Origin of the sequence: uncultured Campylobacter sp. (genome assembly GCF_905373215.1) — a bacterium.
In the GTDB taxonomy this organism is placed as follows: domain Bacteria; phylum Campylobacterota; class Campylobacteria; order Campylobacterales; family Campylobacteraceae; genus Campylobacter_B.
In genome coordinates this window covers 25,191-50,399 of record NZ_CAJPRT010000013.1, presented here as the reverse complement: position 1 = coordinate 50,399, position 25,209 = coordinate 25,191, and the positions used below count along the sequence as shown (strand labels likewise).

General features: G+C 48.6%; 21 protein-coding genes and 1 pseudogene. 9 read left to right on the top strand and 13 right to left on the bottom strand.

The window, feature by feature from the left end; translation table 11 throughout:
- Positions 1–41: 41 nt before the first annotated feature.
- From QZ176_RS07300 to yajC, 12 genes and pseudogenes are all read right to left on the bottom strand, one after another.
- Positions 42–740, bottom strand: coding sequence for a 3-methyladenine DNA glycosylase (locus QZ176_RS07300; protein ID WP_295152407.1), 699 nt, complete (start codon positions 738–740; stop codon positions 42–44).
- Positions 737–1,105 carry a hypothetical protein gene (locus tag QZ176_RS07295; protein ID WP_295152405.1) on the bottom strand — a complete coding sequence of 123 codons (369 nt, stop codon included), beginning with the start codon at positions 1,103–1,105 and terminating at the stop codon, positions 737–739. The genes QZ176_RS07300 and QZ176_RS07295 overlap by 4 nt, the downstream gene beginning before the upstream one ends.
- Positions 1,102–2,085 carry an ATP-binding protein gene (locus QZ176_RS07290; RefSeq protein WP_295152403.1) on the bottom strand — a complete coding sequence of 328 codons (984 nt, stop codon included), beginning with the start codon at positions 2,083–2,085 and terminating at the stop codon, positions 1,102–1,104. The genes QZ176_RS07295 and QZ176_RS07290 overlap by 4 nt, the downstream gene beginning before the upstream one ends.
- On the bottom strand, positions 2,069–5,029 hold the full coding sequence (locus QZ176_RS07285) for a DEAD/DEAH box helicase (protein WP_295152401.1): 2,961 nt from the start codon (positions 5,027–5,029) through the stop codon (positions 2,069–2,071). The genes QZ176_RS07290 and QZ176_RS07285 overlap by 17 nt, the downstream gene beginning before the upstream one ends.
- Positions 5,029–5,922 carry a M23 family metallopeptidase gene (locus QZ176_RS07280; RefSeq protein WP_005872272.1) on the bottom strand — a complete coding sequence of 298 codons (894 nt, stop codon included), beginning with the start codon at positions 5,920–5,922 and terminating at the stop codon, positions 5,029–5,031. The genes QZ176_RS07285 and QZ176_RS07280 overlap by 1 nt, the downstream gene beginning before the upstream one ends.
- 1,384 nt (positions 5,923–7,306) lie before the next feature.
- A pseudogene (locus tag QZ176_RS10450) lies at positions 7,307–7,501 on the bottom strand (bifunctional folylpolyglutamate synthase/dihydrofolate synthase); the annotation flags it as partial.
- Between the two features lie 37 nt (positions 7,502–7,538).
- On the bottom strand, positions 7,539–8,078 hold the full coding sequence (gene lptE / locus QZ176_RS07270; protein ID WP_295152397.1) for an LPS assembly lipoprotein LptE: 540 nt from the start codon (positions 8,076–8,078) through the stop codon (positions 7,539–7,541).
- A 6-nt stretch (positions 8,079–8,084) separates the two neighbouring features.
- A complete protein-coding gene (leuS, locus tag QZ176_RS07265) occupies positions 8,085–10,532 on the bottom strand; it encodes a leucine--tRNA ligase (RefSeq protein ID WP_295152396.1) in 2,448 nt (815 codons plus the stop codon).
- A gap of 9 nt (positions 10,533–10,541) precedes the next feature.
- A complete protein-coding gene (locus QZ176_RS07260) occupies positions 10,542–10,883 on the bottom strand; it encodes a DUF6394 family protein (RefSeq protein WP_005872279.1) in 342 nt (113 codons plus the stop codon).
- Positions 10,884–10,892: 9 nt separating this feature from the next.
- On the bottom strand, positions 10,893–11,861 hold the full coding sequence (gene secF / locus QZ176_RS07255) for a protein translocase subunit SecF (RefSeq protein ID WP_295152394.1): 969 nt from the start codon (positions 11,859–11,861) through the stop codon (positions 10,893–10,895).
- Entirely contained in the window at positions 11,845–13,449 is a 1,605-nt protein-coding gene (secD, locus tag QZ176_RS07250) for a protein translocase subunit SecD (protein WP_295152392.1), read from the bottom strand. Before secD ends, secF begins: the two co-directional genes overlap by 17 nt.
- Entirely contained in the window at positions 13,439–13,711 is a 273-nt protein-coding gene (gene yajC, locus QZ176_RS07245; protein WP_295152390.1) for a preprotein translocase subunit YajC, read from the bottom strand. Before yajC ends, secD begins: the two co-directional genes overlap by 11 nt.
- Between yajC and QZ176_RS07240 the strand changes: the two genes are divergently transcribed.
- The 9 genes from QZ176_RS07240 to QZ176_RS07200 all read left to right on the top strand — a co-directional run bounded on the left by QZ176_RS07240 (position 13,687) and on the right by QZ176_RS07200 (position 23,967).
- Positions 13,687–15,030 carry an apolipoprotein N-acyltransferase gene (locus QZ176_RS07240; protein WP_295152388.1) on the top strand — a complete coding sequence of 448 codons (1,344 nt, stop codon included), beginning with the start codon at positions 13,687–13,689 and terminating at the stop codon, positions 15,028–15,030. The two genes, yajC and QZ176_RS07240, sit on opposite strands and share 25 nt — an antisense overlap.
- A 64-nt stretch (positions 15,031–15,094) precedes the next feature.
- A complete protein-coding gene (gene pyrH / locus QZ176_RS07235) occupies positions 15,095–15,814 on the top strand; it encodes a UMP kinase (protein ID WP_005872284.1) in 720 nt (239 codons plus the stop codon).
- Between the two features lie 23 nt (positions 15,815–15,837).
- Positions 15,838–16,056: a DNA-directed RNA polymerase subunit omega gene (locus tag QZ176_RS07230; protein WP_291935955.1), complete on the top strand. Its 219-nt coding sequence runs from the start codon at positions 15,838–15,840 to the stop codon at positions 16,054–16,056.
- Positions 16,034–18,226, top strand: a complete 2,193-nt coding sequence (locus QZ176_RS07225; RefSeq protein ID WP_295152386.1) for a RelA/SpoT family protein — start codon at positions 16,034–16,036, stop codon at positions 18,224–18,226. The genes QZ176_RS07230 and QZ176_RS07225 overlap by 23 nt, the downstream gene beginning before the upstream one ends.
- A 14-nt stretch (positions 18,227–18,240) precedes the next feature.
- A complete protein-coding gene (gene tyrS, locus QZ176_RS07220; protein ID WP_295152384.1) occupies positions 18,241–19,446 on the top strand; it encodes a tyrosine--tRNA ligase in 1,206 nt (401 codons plus the stop codon).
- Positions 19,446–20,534, top strand: coding sequence for a nitronate monooxygenase (locus tag QZ176_RS07215; RefSeq protein ID WP_295152382.1), 1,089 nt, complete (start codon positions 19,446–19,448; stop codon positions 20,532–20,534). The genes tyrS and QZ176_RS07215 overlap by 1 nt, the downstream gene beginning before the upstream one ends.
- Positions 20,518–22,356 carry an N-acetylmuramoyl-L-alanine amidase gene (locus QZ176_RS07210; RefSeq protein WP_295152380.1) on the top strand — a complete coding sequence of 613 codons (1,839 nt, stop codon included), beginning with the start codon at positions 20,518–20,520 and terminating at the stop codon, positions 22,354–22,356. The genes QZ176_RS07215 and QZ176_RS07210 overlap by 17 nt, the downstream gene beginning before the upstream one ends.
- A 658-nt stretch (positions 22,357–23,014) precedes the next feature.
- The gene (locus QZ176_RS07205) at positions 23,015–23,644 is read left to right on the top strand and encodes a hypothetical protein (protein WP_295152378.1); all 630 of its coding nucleotides are present in this window, start codon (positions 23,015–23,017) and stop codon (positions 23,642–23,644) included.
- Positions 23,641–23,967 (top strand): hypothetical protein, encoded by a 327-nt coding sequence (locus QZ176_RS07200; protein WP_295152377.1) that lies wholly within the window; start codon positions 23,641–23,643, stop codon positions 23,965–23,967. Before QZ176_RS07205 ends, QZ176_RS07200 begins: the two co-directional genes overlap by 4 nt.
- A gap of 104 nt (positions 23,968–24,071) precedes the next feature.
- Here the strand turns inward: QZ176_RS07200 and QZ176_RS07195 are convergent, their stop codons facing one another.
- Entirely contained in the window at positions 24,072–25,178 is a 1,107-nt protein-coding gene (locus QZ176_RS07195) for an FtsW/RodA/SpoVE family cell cycle protein (protein ID WP_295152375.1), read from the bottom strand.
- Positions 25,179–25,209 lie beyond the last annotated feature (31 nt).

The following is a 25,209-nucleotide window of genomic DNA, read 5'->3' as shown; positions in this document are numbered from 1 at the left end:
GGATGGTATAGAATGTTCTTTCCTTCAAAGATGACTAAGATTTATTTTAAATTATCAAAAAATTCTATCGCAAAATCATCAAAAATTTTACCTTTCAAATGCGCTTTGCAAAATTCCACGATGAGTCCATGAAATAGTGCATATGCGCCGTTTTCGTTCTCCAGCTTATCTGCTTTTGCCGCCGCATCGCAGGGAAGATTAGCAGAATTTACAAGCTCATAGATCCGCTCAAATTCTAGCTCGCCTAGCCACGCGCTAAGCTCATCGTAGCTTTCAAACTCATAGCCCAAAGCCCCGAGCAGCCGCGCCGAGTAGCTGTCCGCGACCATCACCGCGCGCTCACACGCATAGCACAGGATCGCATCGCAGCTCTCCGCGCCGATCCCCTTGCGCGCTAGCAGCCACTCGCGGCTAACGCCCGATTTAAAACTCTCAAAATCCCCAAAATCCGCGATCATCGCTTTGCAAAGCAAGCTTAGACGTCTAGCCTTTTGATTATAAAATCCGCTTACTTTGATGATCTCCGCAAGCTCCGCTTCATCTAGCCCGGCGATCCCATCTAAGCTCAAAAGCTCCTTATTACGCAGGTTTTGCAGTGCCGCGTCGGCATTGCGCCACGCCGTGTTTTGGATCAAAATCGCCCCCACGACCACCTCAAAGCTCCCAAACTCGGGCCACCAGCGAAAATCCTTGATTTTCACGGCGCGAAAAAGCGCGATAAAAAGCTCGGTCGCGCTCATCTGCCGTTTCCAAGGACGCTGGGGGCATCAAATTTCGGCTCTATAATCCGTACCTCGCCGCATCTTGCGACAAGCGATGCATACGCCGAAATAATTTTTAAATTTCGCTTAAAGAGTGCCGTGCAACGCATAAAAATTTGAAATTTATGCGTTGCAAAAACAGACGCAAACGGGGTTTGTTCTTGCAAGACACCTGCGATGAGAAGGAATTTCGACGCATCGCTAGGCTTAAATTTAACGATCGTCGCGCACGTAGCGGCAACTTTAAATTTTAGTGCAGCCGCCGCCCTGTTTCGCTCCAAAAGCCGCTTTACGCCGCAACTAAGCTCGCTTACGACATTTTGAAATTCTCGCGCCGTATTCATCTGCCGCCGCCTTTTAAATTTGCAAAAAATTCCTCGCCAAAGCTCAAGAAAAACTGCTTTGCCGCGCGGCCGCTGCGACTTGCGCGAAGCATCGCAAACTCTCTTGCCTTTGCGTGCAGCTCATCTAAATTTGCAGCAAAACTCAAGCGAAATTCCGCCGCGCTCATACCTTGCGCAGCCGCAAAATAGGCATCTACGATCCCTAAATACTCCCGCATGCTCCCGCCGTAAAAGCTTAGCTGCAGTCCGAAGCGCTCGCTCAGGCTGATTCGCTCGTTCGCCGCATCGCTTAGGTGCAGCTCGCCGCGACTGATCTGCGCGACGTCGTTGTCGCTTGCGCATTCGCCTACGATGTGGCGGCGGTTGGACGTCGCATACATCAGCACGTTGCGCGGCGCGCGCTCCAGCGAGCCCTCTAGCAGAGGCTTTAGGTGCTTGTAGCCGCTCTCGCCGAGCTCAAAGCTCAAATCATCGCAAAAGATGATAAATTTAAAGCTTGTTTCGCGGATCGCGTCGATTATATCCATGAGACAACTCAGATCGTCCCTACCGATCTCGATGATCTTAAGGCCTTGCGGGATAAATTTAGAAAAAACCGCTTTTGCAAGGCTTGATTTGCCGCAGCCGCTCTCGCCCCATAGTAGTGCGTGGTTGGCGCTTGCGCCGCGCAGGAAGGCGTCAGTGTTTTTTATAAGAGCCGATTTTTGGCTCTCCAGCCCCACAAGCGCGTCAATACCCGTGAAATCGATATCACGGACAATCTTTAGCGCCTTTTTATTTGCGCGAAAGACGGCGACCTGCACAGCGCGCCAATCAATCGCGCTAAAATCGCTGAAATAAATTTGCTCGCCGGCGGCGCTCTGCACGCTTTTTAGGACGGCTTGCGGCGCTAAATTTAAACCGCTTGCCGCGTCTAAATTTAACTCTTCGCTTCTGCTTTTGCTCACGCTTTTTTTGATATTTTCATCGCAAGTTCGCATTTTTTAGCTCCCTTCGCAGATAGATTAAAATTTCGCTTATCACGTCGTCATCGTCGCGCGTCTGCGCCTTTAATCGCACCTTATCGCCGTTTGCGAGGGTGATAAAGATATTTTCATCCATGCTCGAAATCACGCGCAAGCCAAGCTTCGTAGCCAAAACCTTAATCATCATCACGTCGATGAATTGCTTGGTGTAGACGTCCGCGCGCCCGAAGCGGTCCTCGATCTCGCCGAAAATTTCAAGCACTTCGCTCGCCTCGGAGCACTTGCTAAGCCGCCTGTAAAGATCCAGGCGCAGGCGATCCTCTCTGATAAATCCCGAGTTTAAAAAGGCGTTTACCGAAATTTTAAGCTCCACGCTCGCAGCGGCACTCTTTCTGCTTAGCAGCTTGCCGATCTCCTCTTCGAGCATTTTTAGATAAAGCGAGTAGCCGATCGCTTCGATATGCCCGCTCTGTGCCTCTCCGAGCAGGTTTCCGCCGCCGCGAATCTCCAGATCGTGATACGCTAGCACCGAACCGCTACCCAAAAATGAGTTGCTCTCAAGCGCTACGAGCCGCTTTAGCGCGTCCTGCGTAAGGGCGGTTTTATCCTCGATCAAAAAGTAACAAAAGCCCTGTTTGTTGCTGCGCCCGACGCGGCCGCGCAGCTGGTGCAGATCGGCGATACCGAATTTATCCGCGTTTTCGACGATGATCGTATTTACGCGCGGCATATGAATGCCGCTTCCTACGATGCTGGTGCAAAGTAGCAGATCGTATTCGCCCGCTACAAATTTTAAAATTTCATCCTCCGTAGTTTTAGCGTCAATCTTGGAGTGCAAAATTAAAATTTTAAGGCTCGGCAAAATTTCAAGCAGCTTCTTTTCGGCGCTTTGCATCGTCGCGATGTGGTTGTGGACGTAAAAAATCTGCCCGCCGCGTCGCAGCTCGCGCGAGATCGCCTCTTTTATGATCTTTTCGTCCCACTGCTTGACGAAGGTGCGCACGTCCAGGCGATCCTGCGGCGGGCTAAGCAGCGTGGAATAGCTTTTAATCGAGCTTAGCGCCATATTTAGACTGCGCGGTATCGGCGTCGCGGACATACTAAGCAGGTGCGAAGCGGCGCTTTTCTCTTTGAGCCGCTCCTTTTGCTTAACGCCGAATTTATGCTCCTCATCAATGATTATAAGCCCTAAATTTGCGGGGTTTAAATTTAAAAGCGAGTGCGTGCCGACCACGACGATCGCTTCGCCGCCTTGCAGGCGCTTTAAAATTTCACTTTTTTGCCTCGCGCTACTGAAGCGATCGAGCTTGAAAACAGGAATTTCAAACTCCTTAAAGCGCTCGCTAAGCGTGGCGTAATGCTGAGAGCTAAGCAGCGTCGTAGGCACGAAAAACAGCACCGAATGCCCGCTGCGAATGCAGGCAAAAATCGCATTCATCGCAACCTCGGTCTTTCCAAAGCCCACGTCGCCGCTAAGTAGGCGGTCCATCACCTTGCCGCTTTGCAGATCCGCCAAAATCGCGCCCACCGCCTTTTGCTGATCGCTCGTGTAGCTAAAGCCGCTTGCGCTTAAAAATTTCGCATAATCTGCGCTTTCATTTTTGATGACGAGCCCTCGCACCAGCTCGCGCTTTGCCGCCAGCGCGATGATCTTTGAAGCGATCGCAAAGAGCTTTTCGCGCACTCGCTCTTTAATTTTTGAAAAGCTCGCCCTGCCCAGATGATCCAAGCTCACCGCGCCGCCGCTTGCGACGTAGCGATCGATCTTATTTAGATACTCGACCGGCAGCAGCAGCTTGTCGCCGCCCTCGTAGAGCAGAGATACGAACTCCTTGCTGCGCCCCATCACCTCTATGAGCTCAAGCCCGTTAAATTTAGCGATACCATGATCTTCGTGCACGACAAAATCGCCCACGTTTAGCTCATCCAGAGCTAGGCTCGATCTTCGCACGCGCTTTTTAGGCACCGCTTTGTTTAGCGAAAGGATGATCCGCTCAGTGCTTATTAAATTTACGACGAAATCCTCGCGTAAAATTTCGATATTGCTAAATCCACCAAGATCAAACGGCGCGAGCAGCGCGTCGTTTCGCGCGATCAGCGTGATAGCATCGCTGCGGTGAAATTCAAAAAATTCCTGCGACGGCGTCACCGCGAGGTCTTTAAATTTACGCGCCGCGGGCAGTACCTCGATCGCGTCTAAAAAATCCAAATTGCGCTCAGAAAAAATTTCATCCTTTTTGATCTCATGCAGCAAGACGCAATCAAACGCGCTCACGTAATCGACGAAGCCCTCGATGAACCAAAACCCGAGCGAGCCCAGATCACGCGTTAACGCGTCGCTATCTGCGCGCGATATCTTTTCGCTCACGCTCTCAAACTCGTTCTCGCTTAAATTTGCTAAAAACGGCGCTATCTCGGCTTGCGCAAGCTCATCTTTTTCGCTTTTTTGCGTCGCGACATCAAAGCGCCTGATACTCTCGACCGTCTCGCCGTCGAGTAGAATTCTAACCGCGCTTTCGCTTCCTACCGAAAAAACATCGATGATCTCGCCACGGAAGCTTACCTCGCCCATGCTTTCGACGATGTCGCGCACGTCGTATCCCAGGCGTAAAATTTCCTCTTTCAGTTCGCTTAAGTTTAATTCGCTTCCAAATTTTATATTTAACGGGCGCAGATGGTTTGCGGCGGGGAGTTTGTTTAAGATCGTGCGAACCGGCGAGATTAAAATTTTTTTGCCGCTTGCTTTATAAAACGCGCTAAGAGCGGTGCTGATGCCTGCTAGCTCACCCATGTAGCTACGTAGATCCTCGCCGAAACTCGCTCTAAAATCGGGCAGGCAAAAGGCCGCATAGCCCATAAATTTAAGCACCTGCTCACACGCCGCTGCTTCCTTTTCATCCTCGCAGATCAAAAGCTCTTTTTGGTTTTGCAAAAAATATTCGTAAACCTCGGCCTGCATTATTTAAACCTTTCGATCTGGTGCTGCACGACGTTTGCGATCTCCTGCCACGATACGTTAGGCTCCAAGGTCGAGATATTTTTGAAATTCTGCGCGTTCCAGCTCATAAAATTTGCAGGATCGACGCTTTGAGCCAAAAACCTAACTTCGTAATGCAGGTGCGGGCCGGTGCTGTAGCCGGTGTTGCCGCTATAGCCGATAAGATCGCCCTTTTTAACCCAAGAACCCGGCGTTACGACCGCGGAGCTAAGGTGGCCGTAGCGGGTCTCAAAGCCGTAATTGTGCGATAGAATCACTAAAATTCCATATCCACTACCGCTGCCACCTGCAAACTGCACAAAGCCCTCTGCCGTCGCAAACACCGGAGTGCCCTCACTCGCTCGCAAGTCGATGCCGTGGTGCATTCTCATAACGCCGCTGATTGGATGAGTACGCATCCCAAAAGGGCTAGTTACGCCGCGATACTGCATCGGAAGTCCATTAGGCACAGCGCTAAGAATCGCGCTCGCCGTTTTTTCGCTAGCTGCGATATGCGCGCCGGAGCCCTTTTTGCGCTCCTTTTTCATCTCATTCATCGCAAGCATTACCTGGATATCACTATCCAGCCCGCCTCCATCGTCCTCGCGTCCGTCCAGCTTGGCAAGTACCTCCTCGTTTTTGCCCTCAAGCGCGATATTTTGCTCTTTAAGCGCGAGATTTTCGGCGTAGAGGGTTTTGTTTAGCTCCTTTAAATTTGAGCGATCGCTCGCGAGTTTAAAGATCGCAAAAAACAGAACGAGCAGAAAAATTACAAAAAACGCAGATAAAATTTTAAGTTGAAATCTAAAATTTTCGCCGAAATACAGCGTCTTGGTGCCAAAGTGATCGCTTAGGGTGAGTTTAGTTTTAGCCACGGCGCGCCTCAAGCCATAAAATGAAATTTTCTACCAAATGAAACGAGCCGAAAACCAAATACTCCTCGTCCGCTTTAAGCTCGCCGCGAAACGGCGAATACGGAATTTTAAGCGCCTCAAGCTCGCGGGTTATCGCCTCTGCTGCCATTTCGCGATCCGCAACCTCGTAGTTAAAGATCTCCACGCGCTCTACCACGGGCGCTAAAGTCCGCAGCACCGCGGCTACGTCTTTATCGGCAAAGGCGTTATAAATTAACACGATCTTTCTGCCCCCGTAGATTTCGATAATTTCGCGGGCTACTTGCTGTGCTGCAAGCTCGTTGTGTCCGACATCCACGCGTAAATTAGGCGCCAAAACTTCCATCCTGCCGCGTAAATTTAGAGGCGGCAGCTGCGAAATTTCAAATTTCAAATTTAAAAATTTCATCGCGGCAAGCGCTAGAGCTAAATTTGAAATTTGAAATTTAGGCAGATTATTGTGCGCGCAAAACTCCGCGATCTGCGCTTGCTCGCTCTTGCTTAAAAGCTCTGCTGCAAACCTCAAATGAGTTCCTTTTTGCTCTGCAATCTGCCGCGCGATACGAAGCGGAACCTCGCTCATCTCGTCGCTTAAAATCGCCTCTTTATCCATCGTAATGAGCTTGGTGTGGGCGATCTGCTCTAGATTTTGTCCTAGCATGCCCAAATGATCGGTGCCGATCGGTGTAAAAAGCGACAGCATGCGCCCGAAGCTCGACGTAGCGTCAAACTCGCCGCCCATCCCAGCCTCGATCACGCAGTAATCACAATCCCTAAAAAGCACTGCCGCCGCAAGCGTGAGATACTCGAAATACGACAGGCTATCTTTAAACTCCGCGGGCAAGTTTGCCTGTAAAAACTCATGCGCGAAATCAAGCTCCTCATCCGTAGCATCACGACCTAGCGAAATGGGAAGCGAGCTTTGAGTGGATTTAAAATTTGATCTTAGCGGAGATTTAAAATTTTGCTCCGGCGAGAATTTGAAATTTTGCTCAGACGGTGATTTGAGATCTTGCGAATCCCATAAATTTTGTGTAGAAGCAGAATTTTGCATATCAGTCGAATTTTGCGCGATGGAATTCTGCTCGCTACAAAAATTTTGTGTGGTATAAACGGAGTTTTGCAGGGCAGAATTCTGCTCACTATGCGAATTCTGCATGGCGATAAAATCTTGTGTGGCGAAATTTTGCAAATTAGAAATAGAAATTTGTGAGACGGAATTTTCTCCGCTCGCAAGATTTTGCATCTTTGCGGAATTTTGTTTTTCCGTAAAATTTGACGCCAAGGCGGAATTTTGCTCGTTTTTAAAATTTGAAGCGTCGGAATTCAACGCAGAAACGGGACTTTGCGCGATGCGTCCGCCTAGATAGATGCGCTCGTTGAGTTTAAAAACGTGCGGGCTAGTGTAGTGCCCGACGCTAAAGCCCGCTGCGGCGATCGCGTTAGCCAAAAACCGCCCGGTGCTGCCCTTGCCATTGGTGCCGATGATCTGAATGACGTTTTTGAGCGGAATTTTATCTTTAATGGCGGCATACGCCTGCGGGAAGCGCTCGTAGTCGATTTTTTTGTAATAAATCGGGCGATTTTGCAAAAATTCTTTAATGCTGCGCCCGCTCAAGTCTGAATCCCCTAATCGCAAGCGCCGAAATAAACTCGTCAAACGCCTGCGCGGAGGCATTTTCGATCGCCTTGTAGCGGTCCTTATCGCTAATGATCGAGCTGGTATCGTAGCTATTTTTGACTAGGCGGCTAACTTTAAAATCGTAATCGCCCACGCAATCCTTGCTGAAAACATCGCCGTTTTTAAGCTTGGTGCTGAAATTTACGACAAGATTTGCGCGGTAGCTAGTGACATAGCCGAACTGATCGTATGAAAGCTCGCTAAAGCTTAGGCTTTTTATGCTCGCTACTACGATCGTCTGCGCCGAGTTTTTATCCGCAAGGCTCATCCCTAGGCGCTGGACTATACCCTGCCTGATCGCATCTTTAATAGCGACGGTGTTTTGCGGATCAGTTTTGCTCATCATCACGTCTACAAATACGCTTCCACTCATCGTCTCTTTCGCGATCCTCGAAACGGGCTTGTAGCCGCAGCCGATTAAAAAAATCAAACAAAAAACGGTTAAAACTTTTCTCATCTTCGCCTACTTTATCACCAAATTTACAAGCTTGTTTTTGACATAAATTTCTTTTATAATGCTCTTGCCCTCTAGCCATTTGACGCAATTCTGCTTTGCAAGGCTTAAAATTTCGCCCTCGCTTAGGCTCGCAACCGCTTCAAATTCGGCGCGCTTTTTGCCGTTAATCGTAACAGCAAGCTTGATTGTATCGCTTTCGAATACCTCTTCGCAAACTCTCAGCTCGCCGAAATTCTGCCTCTTAAACAGCCGCCCGCTAAGCTCGGCGCATATGTGCGGCACGATAGGTTCGAGCAGGTTTAAGATCACGAAATAGCCCTCGGTAAATATGTCTTTGTTGCTCTGCGCGTTTAGCGCGTTTAGCGCCTCCATGCACGCGGCGATTAGGGTATTAAAAGCAAAACTGCTCTCATAAACCTGCTGCGACTTCTTAAGCGCCTCATAAACTTTAAGGCGGGCATATTTTTCCTCTTTATTTAAAGCTGCGTGGTCGATCTGTGGAATTTTATCCGTAGCATAAGCGTTTTCGGCGCGATCGTATAGGCGATTTAAAAATTTATACGCGCCCTCTACCGCGCTGTCGTTCCACTCAAGCTCCTTTTGCGGCGGCGCGGCAAAAAGTATAAAAAGTCTCGCCGTATCGGCGCCGTAGGTCTCGATAATGTCGTCGGGATCGACGGTGTTTCCCTTGCTTTTACTCATCTTCGCGCCGTCTTTTAGCACCATACCTTGGGTTAGCAGCCGCTCAAACGGCTCGCTATCGCGCAGATAGCCGATGTCGCGAAGGGCCTTTTGGAAAAACCTTGCATATAAAAGGTGCAGGATCGCGTGCTCGATGCCGCCGATATATTGATCGACGTTCATCCAGTAATTAACGCTTTGCTCGTCAAACGCCCGCTGCTGCCACGTCCGCTCGTCGCTTGCGTAGCGCGCGAAATACCACGAGCTTTCAAAAAAGGTATCGAGCGTGTCGGTCTCGCGTACCCCGTCGCCGCCGCATTTAGGGCATTTGCAAAACTTCCAGCTAGGATGCGCGTCGAGTGGATTGCCTTTGCCGGTGATCTTAATATCCTGCGGAAGCTCTACGGGCAGATTTGAAATTTCCTCGCTTACTAGCCCGCATTTTGGACAGTGGATCATAGGTATCGGCGCGCCCCAGTAACGCTGGCGGCTCACTCCCCAATCGCGCAGTTTAAAATTTACCACGCGGCGTCCGAGCCCTAGTTTTTCAAATTTTGAAATGACGGCGCTTTTTGCCTTCTCGCTATCCATGCCGCTAAATTCCGCGGAATTTATTAAAATTCCAGGTTCTACGTAAGCCTTGCTAGCGTCGTAATCGCCGCTTTTTGGAGCGATACTTTGAATGATCGGTAGGTTAAATTTTTTTGCAAACTCAAAGTCTCGTTCGTCGTGCGCAGGTACCGCCATGACCGCACCGCCGCCGTATTCTGCTAGGACGAAATTCGCAGTCCAAACGGGGATTTTTTTGCCGCTTAGCGGATGAAGCACGCTGATCCCGAGGCTCACGCCGTCTTTATCGCTTGCTTGACGCTCACGCGGGCTTTGATTTAAAATTTCCCTCACCTTCGCCGCAGCTTCGGCGTCAAGTAAATTATTATCCAAAAGCCTCTTTACGACCTCGTGCTCCGGCGCGACCGCCGCGTAGCTCATGCCGTAGATCGTATCGGGGCGTGTCGTAAAAACCTTAAAGCCCTCGATGCCGCCAAGCTTGGCGCTGCTTTGCTCGTCAAATTTAAAGCTAAATTCCAAACCTTCGCTGCGCCCGATCCAGTTTTCCTGCATCGTAAGCACCTGAGCGGGCCATTTGCCCTCAAGCTGCTTTAGGCAATCCAAAAGCTCCTGCGCATAGGCGGTGATTTTTAGATAATATCCCGGCATCTGCTTTTGCACGACCTCGTTGCCGCAACGCCAGCACCTGCCCTCCTCGACCTGCTCGTTGGCAAGCACCGTCTGATCGTGCTCGCACCAATTTACCACGGCGTTTTTTCTATAGATAAGCCCTTTTTCAAAAAGTTTTATGAAAAATTCCTGCTCCCAGCGCGTATAAAGCGGATCGGAGGTAGCGAGCATGCGACGGGCCGAAAAGCTAAAGCCCAGGCGGTGCAGCTCATTTTTCATATAATCAATATTTTCGTAAGTCCAAGTTTTAGGGTGAATGCCGTGTTTGATCGCCGCATTTTCCGCAGGCATACCGAAGCTGTCAAAGCCGATCGGCTGAAGCACGTTGTATCCGCGCAGCCTGTAGTAGCGGCTCAAAGCGTCGCCGATGCTGTAGTTTCGCACGTGCCCCATGTGAATGCGGCCGCTTGGGTAGGGAAACATCGAAAGGATATATTTTTTAGGCAGGCTATAATCGTCCTTAGGCTCGAAAACTCCCTCTTCGTCCCAAATTTTCTGCCATTTAAGCTCAATACTTTTACTATCGTAAGGCATTTTGCGCTCCTAGAATTCGTCTTTAGTTTTTGCCGATTCGATCGCTATTAAAATTAGCGAGAAAAAGTTTGCAAGTAGCGCGCCGATCGCAAGCGAGGTCACGATTGACAGATCTCCCGGCGCTACTACAATCAAAACGAACGCCGGTATGAGATGCAGATCCGCGACTAGCGAACTTGCAAAAAGCTCGGCTGCTAGCATATTTCGCACGCCTACCTTCAAAAGCGTCGAGACCGCATTCACGCTGGTTGCTATGAAAAGTAAAATTTCATTCTTCTCATACAAAAACCCGCCTATCGTAGTCATACTCATCAGCGCAAAAAATATGTAAATTACCCTTCCCCAGTTCATCTTTTATCCTTACACCGTGCCTTTTTCATACATGGCGCGATTCTTTTCTTTCTCTTTGATACGGCGCTGTTTTTCGGCTAAAAACGCGCGGTATTTCTCGACATTAAATTTAAACAAAATCAGCATCGGAGCAGCTACAAATACGGAGCTGAAGGTTCCTGCTATGACGCCTATTAGCATCACGAAGCTAAAGCCGTGGATCATCTCACCGCCCCAGAAGAACAAAATCACTATAACGATGAGCGTCGTAAGCGAGGTTAGGACGGTGCGTGAAAGCGTGTGCGAGATCGATTCGTTGATGACTTCGTTAAGCTTGACCGATTTGCTTTCCTTCACCCCCTCGCGAATTCTATCGAAAACGACGATGGTATCGTTAAGCGAGTAGCCCATGATGGTTAGAAGCGCGGCTAAAATTTCAAGGTTGAAATCCACGCCCGCAAGTATTAGCGCACCCACCGCGACTACGACGTCGTGCAGATCCGATAATACCGCGGCGACCGCAAATCTCCACTCAAAGCGCAGGGTGATATAAACCAAAATCAGAGCAAACGATACGCAAACCGCCATAATACCCTTTGTGCGAAGCTCCTCGCCGACTTTTGGACCCACTATATCGACCTTGCGAACTTCAAAATTTCCGCTGCCTTGCAAAATTTCTTGCGCGGCAAGAGCGGGATTATCGCCCAGCGAATCCGCAGCGCCCGAGTATCTTATAGTAACCTCCTCGTCGCTGCCGAATTCCGTCACGTTTATATTGCCTAAATTTGCCGCCTCGAAGCGCTTTCTAATCTCGTCCAGAGGCGCTTTGGCGTCATATTTGACCTGAATGAGCGTACCGCCGCTAAAATCGATGCCGTAGTTAAAGCCCTTGATTAAAAACAGCGCGATGGAGCCCACTATCAAAATAGCAGAAAGCGCAAAGGTGAAATATCTAAATTTCATAAAATCATAAATTTTATCTTTATCGAATAGTTGCATTTGCGACCTTTCTAATTTTGTAGCCGAGCCAAAGCGCGGTATTTTTGCTCTTTTCCATCTTGGTAATCACCAGCTCAAACATTCCGTGAGTACCCAAAATCGCCGTTATCATCGAGGCTACGATACCGATACTCATCGTAACGGCAAAACCTTTCACGGGACCCGTGCCGTAAGCATAAAGCGCAGCAGAGGTGATCAGCGTCGTGATATTGGAGTCTATGATCGCGCTCATCGCGTTCTCATAGCCCTTGCTTATACTTTGACCTATCGAAGCGCCCGTTTTAAGCACCTCTCTGATACGCTCATTGATGATGACGTTCGCATCCACCGCCATTCCGACCGTCAAAACTATACCCGCCATTCCTGGAAGCGTCAATGTTGCGCCGAATAGCGCCATACAAGCGATCAAAAACAAGATATTTACCACAAGCGCGATGTCGGCAAAAAGCCCCGCTACGCCGTAGTAGAAAATCATAAAGATCAAAATCGCAACCGCCGCCAAACTAAGCGCCGCCATGCTCTTATCGATGCTATCCTGTCCTAGGCTAGGGCCGATGCTGCGCGTTTCGGATACTTTGACGGGAGCCAAAAGCGCGCCGCTTCTAAGCGCTATCGCTACGTCGTGCGCCTCCTCGACGCTAAATCCACCGCTGATCTGACCGCTGCCGCCGCCGATACGCTCGTTTATGCGCGGTGCGGAGTAAACTTTGCCGTCAAGCACGATGGCTAAACGTTTGCCGACGTTTTTACCGGTAAAATCGCCGAAAATTTGAGCGCCTTGAGAGTTGAGCGTAAAATTTATGATCGGCTGGTTGGTGTGCTGATCGAAGGCAACCTTCGCATCGACTAGCATCGCGCCGTCTAAAACCGGAATTTCGTTTATGAGATACTTGTAATTCGGATTTTTAACGTCGGGATAGATCACGTCGCCGTAAGCTCTGGCATCCGCTGCGCTAATAGTCTGCGCGCGATCTTGGCGCACGTCGTCCACCGCCATAAGCTGCAAGTGAGCCGCTTTGGCGATCAGATCCTTGGCGCGCTGCTCATCCGCTGCGTTTTTGACGCCCGGAAGCTCCACCAAAATATAGCTCTCGCCCTGCTTTGCTACCGTTGGCTCCGCAAGTCCGAATTGATCTAGGCGGTTTCGGATAGTCTCAACGGCCTGTTCGATCGCGTATTTTTTAGTAGCCTCAATCTCCTCAGGCGTTAGCGTGACGCGATATTTTTCGCCCGATTTTTGAATGTCCAAACCGCTTGCGGCGTTATGCAAAATCGCATCAAATTTAGAAGCCTCGTCCGCGTCTAAAATTTCAAATTCAAACGAATCGCCTTCCAATTTTAGCCCGTCCATCAGCAGATCATCGCGCTTGGCGGCGTAATTGACGCTAGCGGCGATCGATTTGATCTTTGAAACGACCGCCTCGTCGCTTTGAACTTCCAAAAGCATATGCAGGCCGCCTTGAAGATCCAAACCCAAGTTTATCTTGCTTCCCTTTTCGGTCTGAAAGATCGAAGGCGCGGCAAAAATCGCCGAAAAGATCACCGCAGCCAAAAAGATCAGCAGGCGGTATGAAATTTTACTGCTCATCTAATTTTCTTGCCACAAATTGTTTATCCAGCTCAACCATGACCTCATCGTTAAGCTTAACTGTGATAAAATCATTGCTTGTTTTCACGACCGTACATTTTATGCCGCCGCTAGTTATGATCTTATCGCCTTTGCCGAGCGCATCGACCATCGCTTTATGATCCTTGGCCTGTTTTTGCTGCGGTCTGATAATCAAAAAATACATAATCGCGAAGATTACGACGATAGGCAGGATTGATGCAAAGAAGTTTCCTTGTTCCATGTGTTTCCTTTATTAGAAATTTAAAAAGTAGCTATTTTACATTAAGTTACATAAATAAAGGCTTTGTTCTTGCCCTTGCGCTTTCAAATTTTATTTTCGTAGAAATTTTAAGCTCTAAATTTGACAGTTTAATCGCTCTAGCGGCGGAATTTTTCTCGCCTTTAATTGCGATAGCGGCGTTTTATTATCTGCTAAAGGCAAGCAAGGCGGAGTGGTTTTGGTGCGGATTTTTTATCGGCGCGCTGTGGATGCACTGGATCAGCTTCAGCCTGATCTATTTCGATCTTGCGTTTTTAATCCCGATTGAAATTCTTGGAATTTGCCTTGTTTACGCTTTTATTTTCCGCATCTTTGCGATCTTTGACGCGCCCGTTTTGCGCGCCGCATGCCTTTTGATTCTAAAATTTATCCATCCTTTCGGCTTTGATTGGCTAAATTTTGAACTGCTGCTAAGCCATGGAATTTTCAGAGCCGATCTTAGCGCGCTGGCTCTGATTTTAGCGGGGCTTTGCGCAGTTTTTTATCTACGGGGGCGCGGCGCGGCGGCTAAGCTTAATGCCGCGATCTTCGCGGTATTTTTGATCTGCGCGCTGCAATTTAGCCAAAAAGAAGCCGAGCCGCTGCCGATTAAAATTTCGCTCGCAAACACCGATATTTCGCAGTATGACATCTGGGCAAAGGATAAAATTTTATCCGCCGCGTTGGCAAATTTAGCTCGCATCGATGATGCGATCGCAGCGGGGCAAGATGCGATAATTTTGCCCGAGAGCGCCTTTGCGATGCCGCTAAATTTAGAAAACGTGCTAGTTGAAGCTCTAAAGGAAAAATCGCGCGCAATTACGATAATAGCGGGTGCGGAAGCGTATGAGAACGGGAAATTTTACAACAGCGCCTATCTTTTTGCGAACGGAGAAATGAAGCGCTTCGATAAGCACATTTTGGTGCCGTTTGGCGAAATGGTACCGCTGCCGGAATTTGCGCGAAATTTTATCAACCGCGTGCTGTTAGGCGGCGCGACCGATTTTTCCACAGCTAGCGGTTTTAGCGACTACGAGCTTGGCGGCAAGAGCGTAAGAAGCGCTGTTTGTTACGAGGCTACGCGCGCAGAGCTTTACGAGGACTCGCCCAAATATGTCGTAGCGATCAGCAATAACGGCTGGTTTGTGCCGAGCTACGAGCCCTATTTGCAGCGCCTCATAATCCGCTACTACGCGAGCTTGCACGGCACATTGATCTATCACGCCGTAAACGGCAGCGCTAGCGAGATAATCGCTCCGAAAAAGATCTGGATAAACCGCCTTAAAGATCATCTAAAATAGCCTAAAAAGTTATTTTTAAACGACTTTTGGATAATATTTTAAAATTTTATTAGGAGCTAAATTTATGGCTAAATACAATCGCATACTCGTAAAATTTTCGGGTGAAGCGCTAGCGGGAGAGAACGGCTTTGGGATCGACAGCGAAATTTTAAAATTTATTGCTAAAGAGATCAAGCAGCTCGTGGAGGGCGGCATCGAAGTAGGCATCGTAATCGGCGGCGGCAACATCATAAGAGGCGTAAGCGCCGCAGCTAGCGGTATCATCAAACGCACCAGTGGCGATCATATGGGCATGCTAGCGACCGTCATCAACGCAATCGCGATGAGAGAGGCGCTAGAATACGCAGGCATGGATGTGCGCGTGCAAAGCGCGATAAAGATGGAAGCGATCTGCGAGACCTTTATCATCGGCCGCGCTAAAAGGCACCTCGAAAAAGGCCGCGTCGTGATCTTTGCCGCGGGCACGGGAAATCCATTCTTCACGACCGATACTGCGGGCACTCTCCGCGCGATCGAGATCGGAGCCGACGCTATCATAAAAGCCACCAAGGTAATGGGGATCTACGACAAGGATCCGCAAAAATTTAAAGACGCTAAATTGCTTTCCAAAGTCACTTACGATCAAGCCCTGCACGACAACATCAGGGTGATGGACGATACGGCTATCGCGCTTGCTAAAGACAATGCACTTCCGATCATCGTGTGCAATATGTTTAAGAGCGGAAATTTATACAAAATCGTCGATGGCGGAGATCTAAGCTCCTGCTCGATCGTAAAAAACTGAAATTTTAAATTTAAGGAGAATTGATGAGAACCGAACAAATTGTAGCCAAGGCTTTAAAAGTAACGGGCGGAGACCGATATAAGCTATCTTTGATGATAAGCAAACGCGCCGAGCAGCTAGCTGCGGGCGAACCGCCGCTGATAGAGAACGTAGATACTCGCAGGATGAAATTTGCCGATATAGCAATCTTGGAACTAGCCGAAGGTAAGATCGCATTAGATGGAATCGTTGACAAGGATTAATGATAACTTCCTAGAAAGTCTCATCGACGATGTCGTCGATACCAAAGACATTCAAAGCGCCAAGCAGCTGCTTTATAATCTAAAAGAGCCCACTCCACTGCTGGTGGATGCTATAAATTTATGCATCGCGCAGCATGACGGGCAGTTTCGCAAAAGCGGCGAGCCGTATGCGATCCATCCGATTTTGGTAGCTTGCTTCGTATCTTTTATGGGTGGAGACGACGCGATGGTGATATCTGCGCTATTGCATGACGTAGTAGAGGATACAGATTACAGCATCGAGCAGGTTAGACAAAGATTCGGCGACGAAGTAGCCAAAATCGTAGAAGGGCTTACTAAAATCGTAAACATCAGAGAGGATAAATTAGCTCCATCCGGCGATAGCAACGCCAAGCTACGTACTACCGCGCTTACCTTCCGCAGGATGCTAATGATCTCCATTAACGATCAGCGCGTTTTGGTAGTCAAGCTCTGCGACAGGCTGCACAATATGCTAACTCTAGACGCGCTTCGCCCCGATAAACAAAAACGCATCGGCGAGGAGACGCTTTTGGTTTACGCGCCGATCGCGCACAGGCTTGGAATTTCATCGATCAAAAACGTGCTTGAGGATCTTAGCTTTAAATACGTTATGCCTAAAGAGTACTCGGCGATCGCCGATTACGTCGAGGAGCATAAGCAGCAGCTTCAGATGAGCTTGAGCAAATTTAGCGAAAAGATCAAGGAGTATATGCTTTCAAACGGCTTTAGTGAAGGTAGCTTTGAGATCCAAAAGCGGATGAAGCACTACTACTCGATATTTTTAAAGATGCAGCGCAAAGGAATTTCGATCGAGGAGGTGCTTGATCTTTTGGCTATCCGCATCATCGTGCAAAAGCCTATGGATTGCTACTTGGCTCTTGGCATCATCCATACTAAATTTAATCCGCTCATATCGCGCTTTAAGGATTATATCGCGCTTCCGAAGCAAAACGGATATCAGACGATCCACACGACCGTCTTTAACGAAAGTATGATCGTAGAGGTGCAGATCCGCACCTTCGATATGCACAACACCGCAGAATTCGGCGTCGCCGCTCACTGGAAATATAAATATAGCGGCTCAATCAATCCTAAGCTTGATTGGCTAAACGACATCGGCATGCAGGAAGAGGACGACGCCAACGCCGAGGATCTTTACGAATACGCCAAAGACAGCCTCTACGTCGAGGATATCGCCGTGTATTCGCCCAAGGGCGGAATTTTTACGTTACCGCGCGGCGCTACGGCGCTTGATTACGCCTACGAGATACACTCTCAAGTGGGCTTAAAAGCAACCGAGGCCTTTATAAACCGCGTCAAGGTGCCGCTTCTTACGGAGCTAAAAAACGGCGACATCGTTCATATCATTACCGGAAGCGAGCCACACTACCGCTGCAGCTGGCTAAGCTCGGTCAAAACAGGCAAGGCGCGCGCGACGATAAAGGCATTTTGCAAACAAAAGATCAGAGATATAAATTTTGAAGTAGCAATTAAAATTTTATGCGCGATCTTTACGACGAGTAAGGAGAGCATTCTAAGCTGGCTTGAAAAAGAAAATTTAAGCAAAAAGATCGGCAAAGCAGCCTACGACTCGGTATTTTTAAAAGACGTCGTAAACGCGCTGAAAAAATACCCGCTCAAAGAGAAATTTTTCAATATGAAATTTCGCAGCAAGTATGAGATTGAGAAGCAAAAATTTGACAACATCGTGGTGTATTCAAATTTTAAAATCGACGAGGTTGAGTTTGATTACTGCTGCAACCCAAAGCGTGGCGACGACATCATCGGCTTTCGCAACGGACACGGCGTGACGGTGCATCATAAGCTGTGCGAACGTGCAAGCGAGCTAATCAAAACCGATGAGATGATCTTCGTAAAATGGACGCGTAATGCGCCGCACCGCTACAAGATCATATTAAATTTAGAAAACAAGCGCGGCTCGCTGGCGACGTTTTTGAACTATTTAGTCAAGCTCGAGATCGATCTGGTGTCGATAAGCCTCAACGAAAATAGTGAAACGACGTCGGATTATTTTGAGATCATCATCGAGCTGAACGAAAATTTAGACTCCACGGAGATTAAAGACAAACTCAAAAACCGCTTTAAAATCGTGGATTTCGTATCGCTTACGGACGTATATAAAAACTAAATAAGGGAGAGCAAATGGCTGACATTCAAGGCATTATGGAAAATTTTAAGCGCGGCGTCGCGGAGATCATCGGCGAAGAGCAGATCGAGGCGCTGATTAGGCGCTATTACGACAGCGGCGAGGTCTTTTACGTCAAAATCGGCATGGATCCCACTGCTGCGGATCTGCACCTAGGACACGCCGTCGTGCTAAATAAGCTTGCATTTTTGCAAAACCACGGCGCGATCGTGCAGTTTCTAATCGGCGATTTTACCGCTCAAATCGGCGATCCTACGGGCAAGAGCGAGACTCGTAAAAAGCTAGCGCGCGAAGTTGTGCTTCAAAACGCCAAAACCTACGAGCAGCAGGTCTTTAAAATTCTAAATCCCGCTAAAACCAAAGTGATGTTTAATTCCGAATGGACCAACCGCTTGGGCGCCAGCGGAATGATCGAGCTATCCAGCACCTTTAACGTCGCTCGCATGCTTGAGCGCGACGATTTTGAGAAACGCTACAAGGCCGAGCAGCCGATCAGCATCAGCGAGTTTATGTACCCGCTACTGCAGGGATACGACAGCGTCTGCATGAGATGCGATATAGAATTCGGTGGCACCGATCAGAAATTTAATCTTTTAATGGGTCGCCAGCTGCAAAGAATTTATGATGTCGGCAAAGAACAAAGTGTCGTGATGATGCCGCTTTTGGTAGGTACCGACGGCACGAATAAGATGAGCAAGAGCCTTGGTAACTATATTGGCGTAACCGATACGCCTCATGATATGTACGGCAAGGTAATGAGTATCAGCGATGCGTTAATGTGGGATTGGTATAATCTACTAAGCCAAAAGAGCAGCGAAGATATTGAGCTAATAAAAGGCTTTGTGGCGGATGGCTCGATCCATCCTAAGGCGGTTAAGGAGGAGCTTGCCTCCGAGATCGTCACGCAATTTTATGACGAAAATACCGCCTTTGAAGCCAAGCAGGAATTTGACCGCGTCCACGGTGCCGGCGAGCTTCCTAGCGAGATCAAGGAGTACCACGTAAGCTCGCCTGCATGGATCGTAAAGGCGCTCATCAGCTGCAAGCTTGCCGTCTCTAGCTCGGATGCGCGCAGGCTGATAAAATCAAACGCCGTCAGTATCGATCAAAATAAAATTTTAGATGAGCAGCTTCAGCTTAGCTCGGGCGAATACACGCTTCAAGTAGGAAAGAAAAAATTCGCCAGATTAAAGGTAGATTAATGAGTATAAAGATAGGCAAACACGAGATTGCACACCCGATAATTCAAGGCGGCATGGGACTTGGCATCAGTTGGGATAACCTCGCCGGCAATGTCAGCCTAAACGGCTGTCTAGGCGTCATTAGCTCGGTCGGCACCGGATACTACGAAAATCTTAAATTTGCCAAAAAATCGCTCGAGGGTAGACCCTATCAAAGCGAGAATTTTTATAGCAAAGAGGCGCTTTTAACCATCGTACAAAACGCCCGTAAAATTTGCGGAAATGCGCCTTTGGGGATGAATGTAATGTGCGCGGCGAACGACTACGAGCGCATCGTAAGGGATTCGTGCGAGGCGGGTATCGACATCATCATAAGCGGCGCGGGACTTCCTACCAATCTGCCGGAATTTACGGCAGATTTCCCGAACGTCGCGCTCGTGCCCATCGTCTCCTCCGCCAAGGCTCTTAAGATCATCGCCAAGCGTTGGAAGCAGCGCTATGACCGCATCCCAGACGCCGTAGTGCTCGAAGGTCCTCTTAGCGGCGGACATCAAGGTTTTACCTACGAGCAGTGTGGCGATCCGGCGTTTGCGCTGGATAATCTAATCCCGCAAGTAAAAGCGGAAATTGCGCAATGGGGCAGCTTCCCGCTATTTGTCGCAGGCGGAATTTGGGATAAAACCGACATCGATCGCGTGAAATCTTTGGGTGCGGACGGCGTACAGATGGGCACGCGCTTCATCGGCACCTTTGAATGCGATGCCGCGGAGGAATTTAAGCAGGTACTTCTTAACGCCAAAAAAGAGGATATAAAGCTTCTAAAATCGCCCGTAGGCTACCCTGCGCGAGGAATTCATACCAATCTGCAAGATATGATCGCCGCAGGCACGGCGCCCAAAATCCGCTGTATCAGCAACTGCGTAAGCCCATGCGAGCGCGGCAAGGGCGCTAACGCCGTAGGATACTGCATCGCAGACCGCCTAAGCGACGCATATCTGGGCAAAACACAAAGCGGTCTGTTTTTTACCGGCGCGAACGGATGGCGATTAAACGAGATAATATCCGTGAAGGAATTGATAGAAAAACTTGTAAATGGCGAAGATAGTTAAAATTTTTCTAATCGCGGCTTTTAGCTGCGTATTGGCGTTTGGAGCTTCCAGCGAGGCGTTTTTTGCGAAATTCGACAAGGATTTCATCGTAGCGACGCCGAATTACAAGCGCTCGCTGCACAAGGAGCTAAAATCGCTCTACCAAGGCGCGTCCGATAAAGAGGTCCGCATAAAAGCACTAAAGAGGCTGGTTTATAGCTCGAAAAATTTAGGGCTTGACTCCTCGCCTTATGAATCTGCGCTAGCCAAATTACAGGGCAAAGTAAGCGATAGCAGCACGAATTCTAAAAAACTCAAAGATGAAAACGCAAAAAATTCCAAAAGCTCGGACGAGAAAAACGCTTCAAATTTAGCGCATAGCCCCAAAGCCTCCGCCTCTAAAAATTCTAAGGATTCAAAAAATTCCACTTCCAAAAATCTCAAAAAGACGCGCGCCCCAGAAAAAGCCGATCTAAGCTCGCTATCTAGCGAGGATCTAGAATTCTTACGCTCTACTAGACCTCACGATGCAGACGACGCAAAAAACTCTACGGACGATACAAAGTCTTATGATTCAAACGAAAATCCCGCAGGAGCCGATGACTCCTTACAAGCGCAGAATTCCGCAGGTAGCGCTGCGACTGAGCGATTAGATTCTGAGCTTCGCAAAAGCAGCGTAAAAAAATCCGCCCCCGATGCCAAACTCGCTTTAGCATCGCTGCGCGGCGATGCGGATGAGATCGTACTTGAGTTTAACCGCGATCTAAAGCGCGGCGATTATAAAGATTTTACGATCGCAAGTAGCGATAATTTTCGCTTCGTGATTGATTTTAGCGCACGGCAAAAATCGCAAAAAACGCGGCTTAAAGATAGCTTTGTTAGCGATGTACGCGTCTCGCAATACAACGACAAGACCGTACGCATCGTACTTAGTGATCCGAAAGAATTCAACGCAAACGTAGAAATTAACGGCAATATGATGATTTTAAGTACGGCCGAAGGCTTAAAAGCCGCAAAATCCGCGCGCGCAGAAAAAAACAAGGATCAAAAATCAGGGCACAAGCGCGGACGAGAGCAAGATAGCGAGTCGCAAATCAGCACGATAGATGAATCTCAAGGCGCCAAATCGGTCTCCGTGGCCGCCGGTAAAATTTACAAATCCACCAAGGGCAAGCTCATCGTAATCGATCCGGGTCACGGCGGCAGCGATTCGGGCGCGGTCGGAAACGGGCTGAAGGAAAAAAACGTCGTGCTAGCCACATCCAAAAAGCTCGGCGCGCTGCTTCAAAAACGCGGCTATAGGGTGCTTTATACGCGCAGCACCGACGTATTTATAAATTTAAGGTCGCGCACCGCTTTCGCCGCTAAAAAAAACGCCGATATGTTCATTTCGATCCACGCAAATGCCGCTCCTAACGCTAGCTCAGCACTTAAAATGAGTGGCGTGGAGACATTTTTCTTAAGCCCGGCTAGAAGCGAGCGCAGTAAAAACGCCGCCGCACTCGAAAACAGGGGCGATTTGGAGGATATGAACACCTTCTCGAAGCAGACCTTCCTAAATTTTTTAAATCGCGAGAAGATAATATCCTCAAACAAGCTTGCCATCGACATTCAAAGCTATATGCTAAGCTCGGTCAAAAAGAGCTTCTCAAGCAGAGACGGCGGCGTGCGCGAGGCGCCATTTTGGGTGTTGGTGGGCGCTACGATGCCCGCGGTGCTCGTGGAGATGGGCTACATCACGCACCCACAGGAGGGTAAAAATTTAGGCAAAAGCGCCTATCAAGATCGCATTGCCCAAGGCATCGCAAACGGCGTGGACGCGTACTTTCAGAAAAACAAGTGACGGAATTTTATGCGCTGCGCTTTCTGAGAGCAGGATGAAATTTTATTTCGGCGCGAGATTTGCTCCGCGGATATAAGTTTGGTGAGCGGCACAGATCTTGCGATAAACACAGCGCGAAGGCGGTAAATTTAAAATTTTAAAGCCCGCCGCGCTAAATTTAAAGCAAAACGTGCGGTGCTTGCATGCAAAATCCGCCCGCATGCCAAATATTTACTACGGGCGGTAAATGTTACAGAGCGTCTTACGGCGCCACGAGCTAGGGATATATACAGCTTAGGCGCGGAATTTTAACGCGGCTCGGCATAAAATTTTAAAGCACGGACTTGGCGCTGCTCTACGCAGCAGAGTGCGGCTGGCAGTAAAATTTACCGACAAAATCGCATTTAAATCGCGCGAAAATAGCGATTTTGTCGCGCTAACGCAAGTCGTGTTTCAAACCGCATCCGCGCAATTAGGATTGCGCATTAAGTCATGAGTATGTGTATCGCTCTAGCCGCGCTTAACGGCGTCCTGAAATTTCGCACCATGTTCGCAGAGCGCACGATATTTGCGTAATGCTGCGAACGCGGCAGTTACAGCGTGCCGATGCCTGCGCTCTATGCGTATGAAGGGACGCGGCTGAATCGTAAATTTAAAGATAAAATTTAAAAGGTCCAAAATGAAAAAAATTGTATTTTTGATCCTGCTTTTCGCAGCCGTTGCGCTCGCGCTTTATGTTACTTCGCGCGTAAATCCAAATCTTTTCGCCGAAATCAAAATCCTAGGCGCGCTGCTAAACGCCACGATCTTCGGCGTCGCGCTCATCGCCTTAGCGATCGGCGAAAAAGACGTAGTGCGCTTTCCGTTTCTTACTGCCTCGCTGCTGGCGCTGTTTTCGGGGCTGGTAGAGGGCGTACTGCTCTTCGAGAACCGCTACTACATCGCGATCACGGCGGTGGCGTTCGTCGCCTTCGTCTTTTATCTGCAGATCAGGCATAAAAGATTTTCAAATAAAGCTTATAAAAATTCTGTGGACGAAGGCTCTAAAGATTTAGATGGGGGCGAGAGCGAAAATTCCAAAGAAAGCGGCGAAATTTCAAATTCTCAAAGCGAGGATGAAATTTTAAACTCCAGTGGCGATCTCGGTGAAAATTTCGCGAGCGGCGCCGGTGAAAATTCCGACGAAAATTTTAAAATTTCAAATGGTGGCGCGGATGAAAATTCCTCGCAAAATTTCAATCAGGGCGGCGAAAATTTCAAGCTAGATTCGAACGAAAATTCCGCAGACGACGTAAGGCGCGATAGATGATTAGATCCGCACTGATCGCGCTTGCGGTAATATTTTTGCTGCTTTTAAATTTAGCCAATCTTTTCGGCATGATAGGCCTAAGCGGACCGGTGCCTGCGATGATCTGGTTTGCGATCAGCTTCTGCGGGGTTTTTTACCTATACAAATTTTGCGGCGCAAAGCCCGTCGCGGCGCGGATCGGGATCTTTGCCGTGGCTTTCGTAGGCGGATTTTTCACGAGCGTTTTATACTACGGATTTTTTAATTCGCAAACTTTGGAATTTGCCTTTACATACGCTCTTTTCGCAGTGGTTTTTACGCTCGGTATCGGCGTGATTTTATAGCGAGTTTTAAAATTTAGTGCCCCGCTTAAAATTTCGCCGCCGAAGCGAAGAACCGAGCTCCACGCGGTTTTTAAGCGATTTGCCCTGCTCGCGCGGCGCTAAATTTACATCCTGATCTTGTAGGTTTTGTAGTTATCCTTCATCCTAAACGTCAGCAAATTTTGCAAAATTCCAAAAAGGATCATAAAGGTGATGAAGCTGCTGCCGCCATAGCTGAAAAACGGCAGCGGCACGCCCACGACGGGCGCGAAACCCACCACCATCGAGATATTGACGCCCGCGTAGATGAAGATGAGCGAGGCAAGCGCGCTCGTAAAGACCCGTATCAGATAATCGCTTTTAAAATCGTAGTTTAGGCTCAGCAGATGCAGTATCAGCAGCGCATACAACGCAATCAGCGCGGCAGCCCCCACGAAGCCGAAGCGCTCGATCGTGTAAGCGAAGATAAAATCGCTCGTCGCAATCGGCAAGAATTTAAAGTGCGTCTGCGTCGCTTCATCCCTATCCTTGCCGTAGATACCGCCGTTTCCGATAGCGATGATCGCCTGCTTGACCTGGTAATTGGGCTCCTCGCTTATGAAATCGGCGATGCGCTTTTTCTGATAATCGTGCATGTTTTCGTACAAAATCGGCGAGCTGGCCACAAAAACGATGATGAGCGTGAGCCAAATTTTTTTATCCACGCCGATGATGAAAAGGATCGCAAATCCCGTCAAAAAAAGTATCGCGGCGGTGCCTAGATCGGGCTCTTTCGCGATCAGAACGAAAGGCAGAAGTATGTAAAAGCTAAGGCGCAAAAAATCCTTGAGCCCGTAGCCGTTTTTCGGCGGCGGATTTTTGTGTATCAGATACATCAGCATCAGGATAAACGCGGGTTTCATCACCTCGCTGGGCTGCAGCGTAAAATGCACGAAAGGGATCTCCAGCCAGCGCCTAGCTCCTAGCTTACTAACGCCGAAAAAATCGACGCTGAGCAGCGATATGATATTGATCCAATAAAATATCGGTATGAGATATAAAAATTTGCGTATCGGAAAGAGAAAAAATAGAGTAAAAACGGCAAATCCTACGCCGAAATAAACCACCTGCTTCGAGGACAGCACGTCGTTTGCCTCGCTTATTAAAACGTATGAAAAAACCACTATCGGCACGATCAAAAAAGGTTGAATGAAATCAAAATATGCTAAAATCTTTTTGTCAATTTTAAACAACGCTTAATCCTATTAAAATTTTGACGTAAGA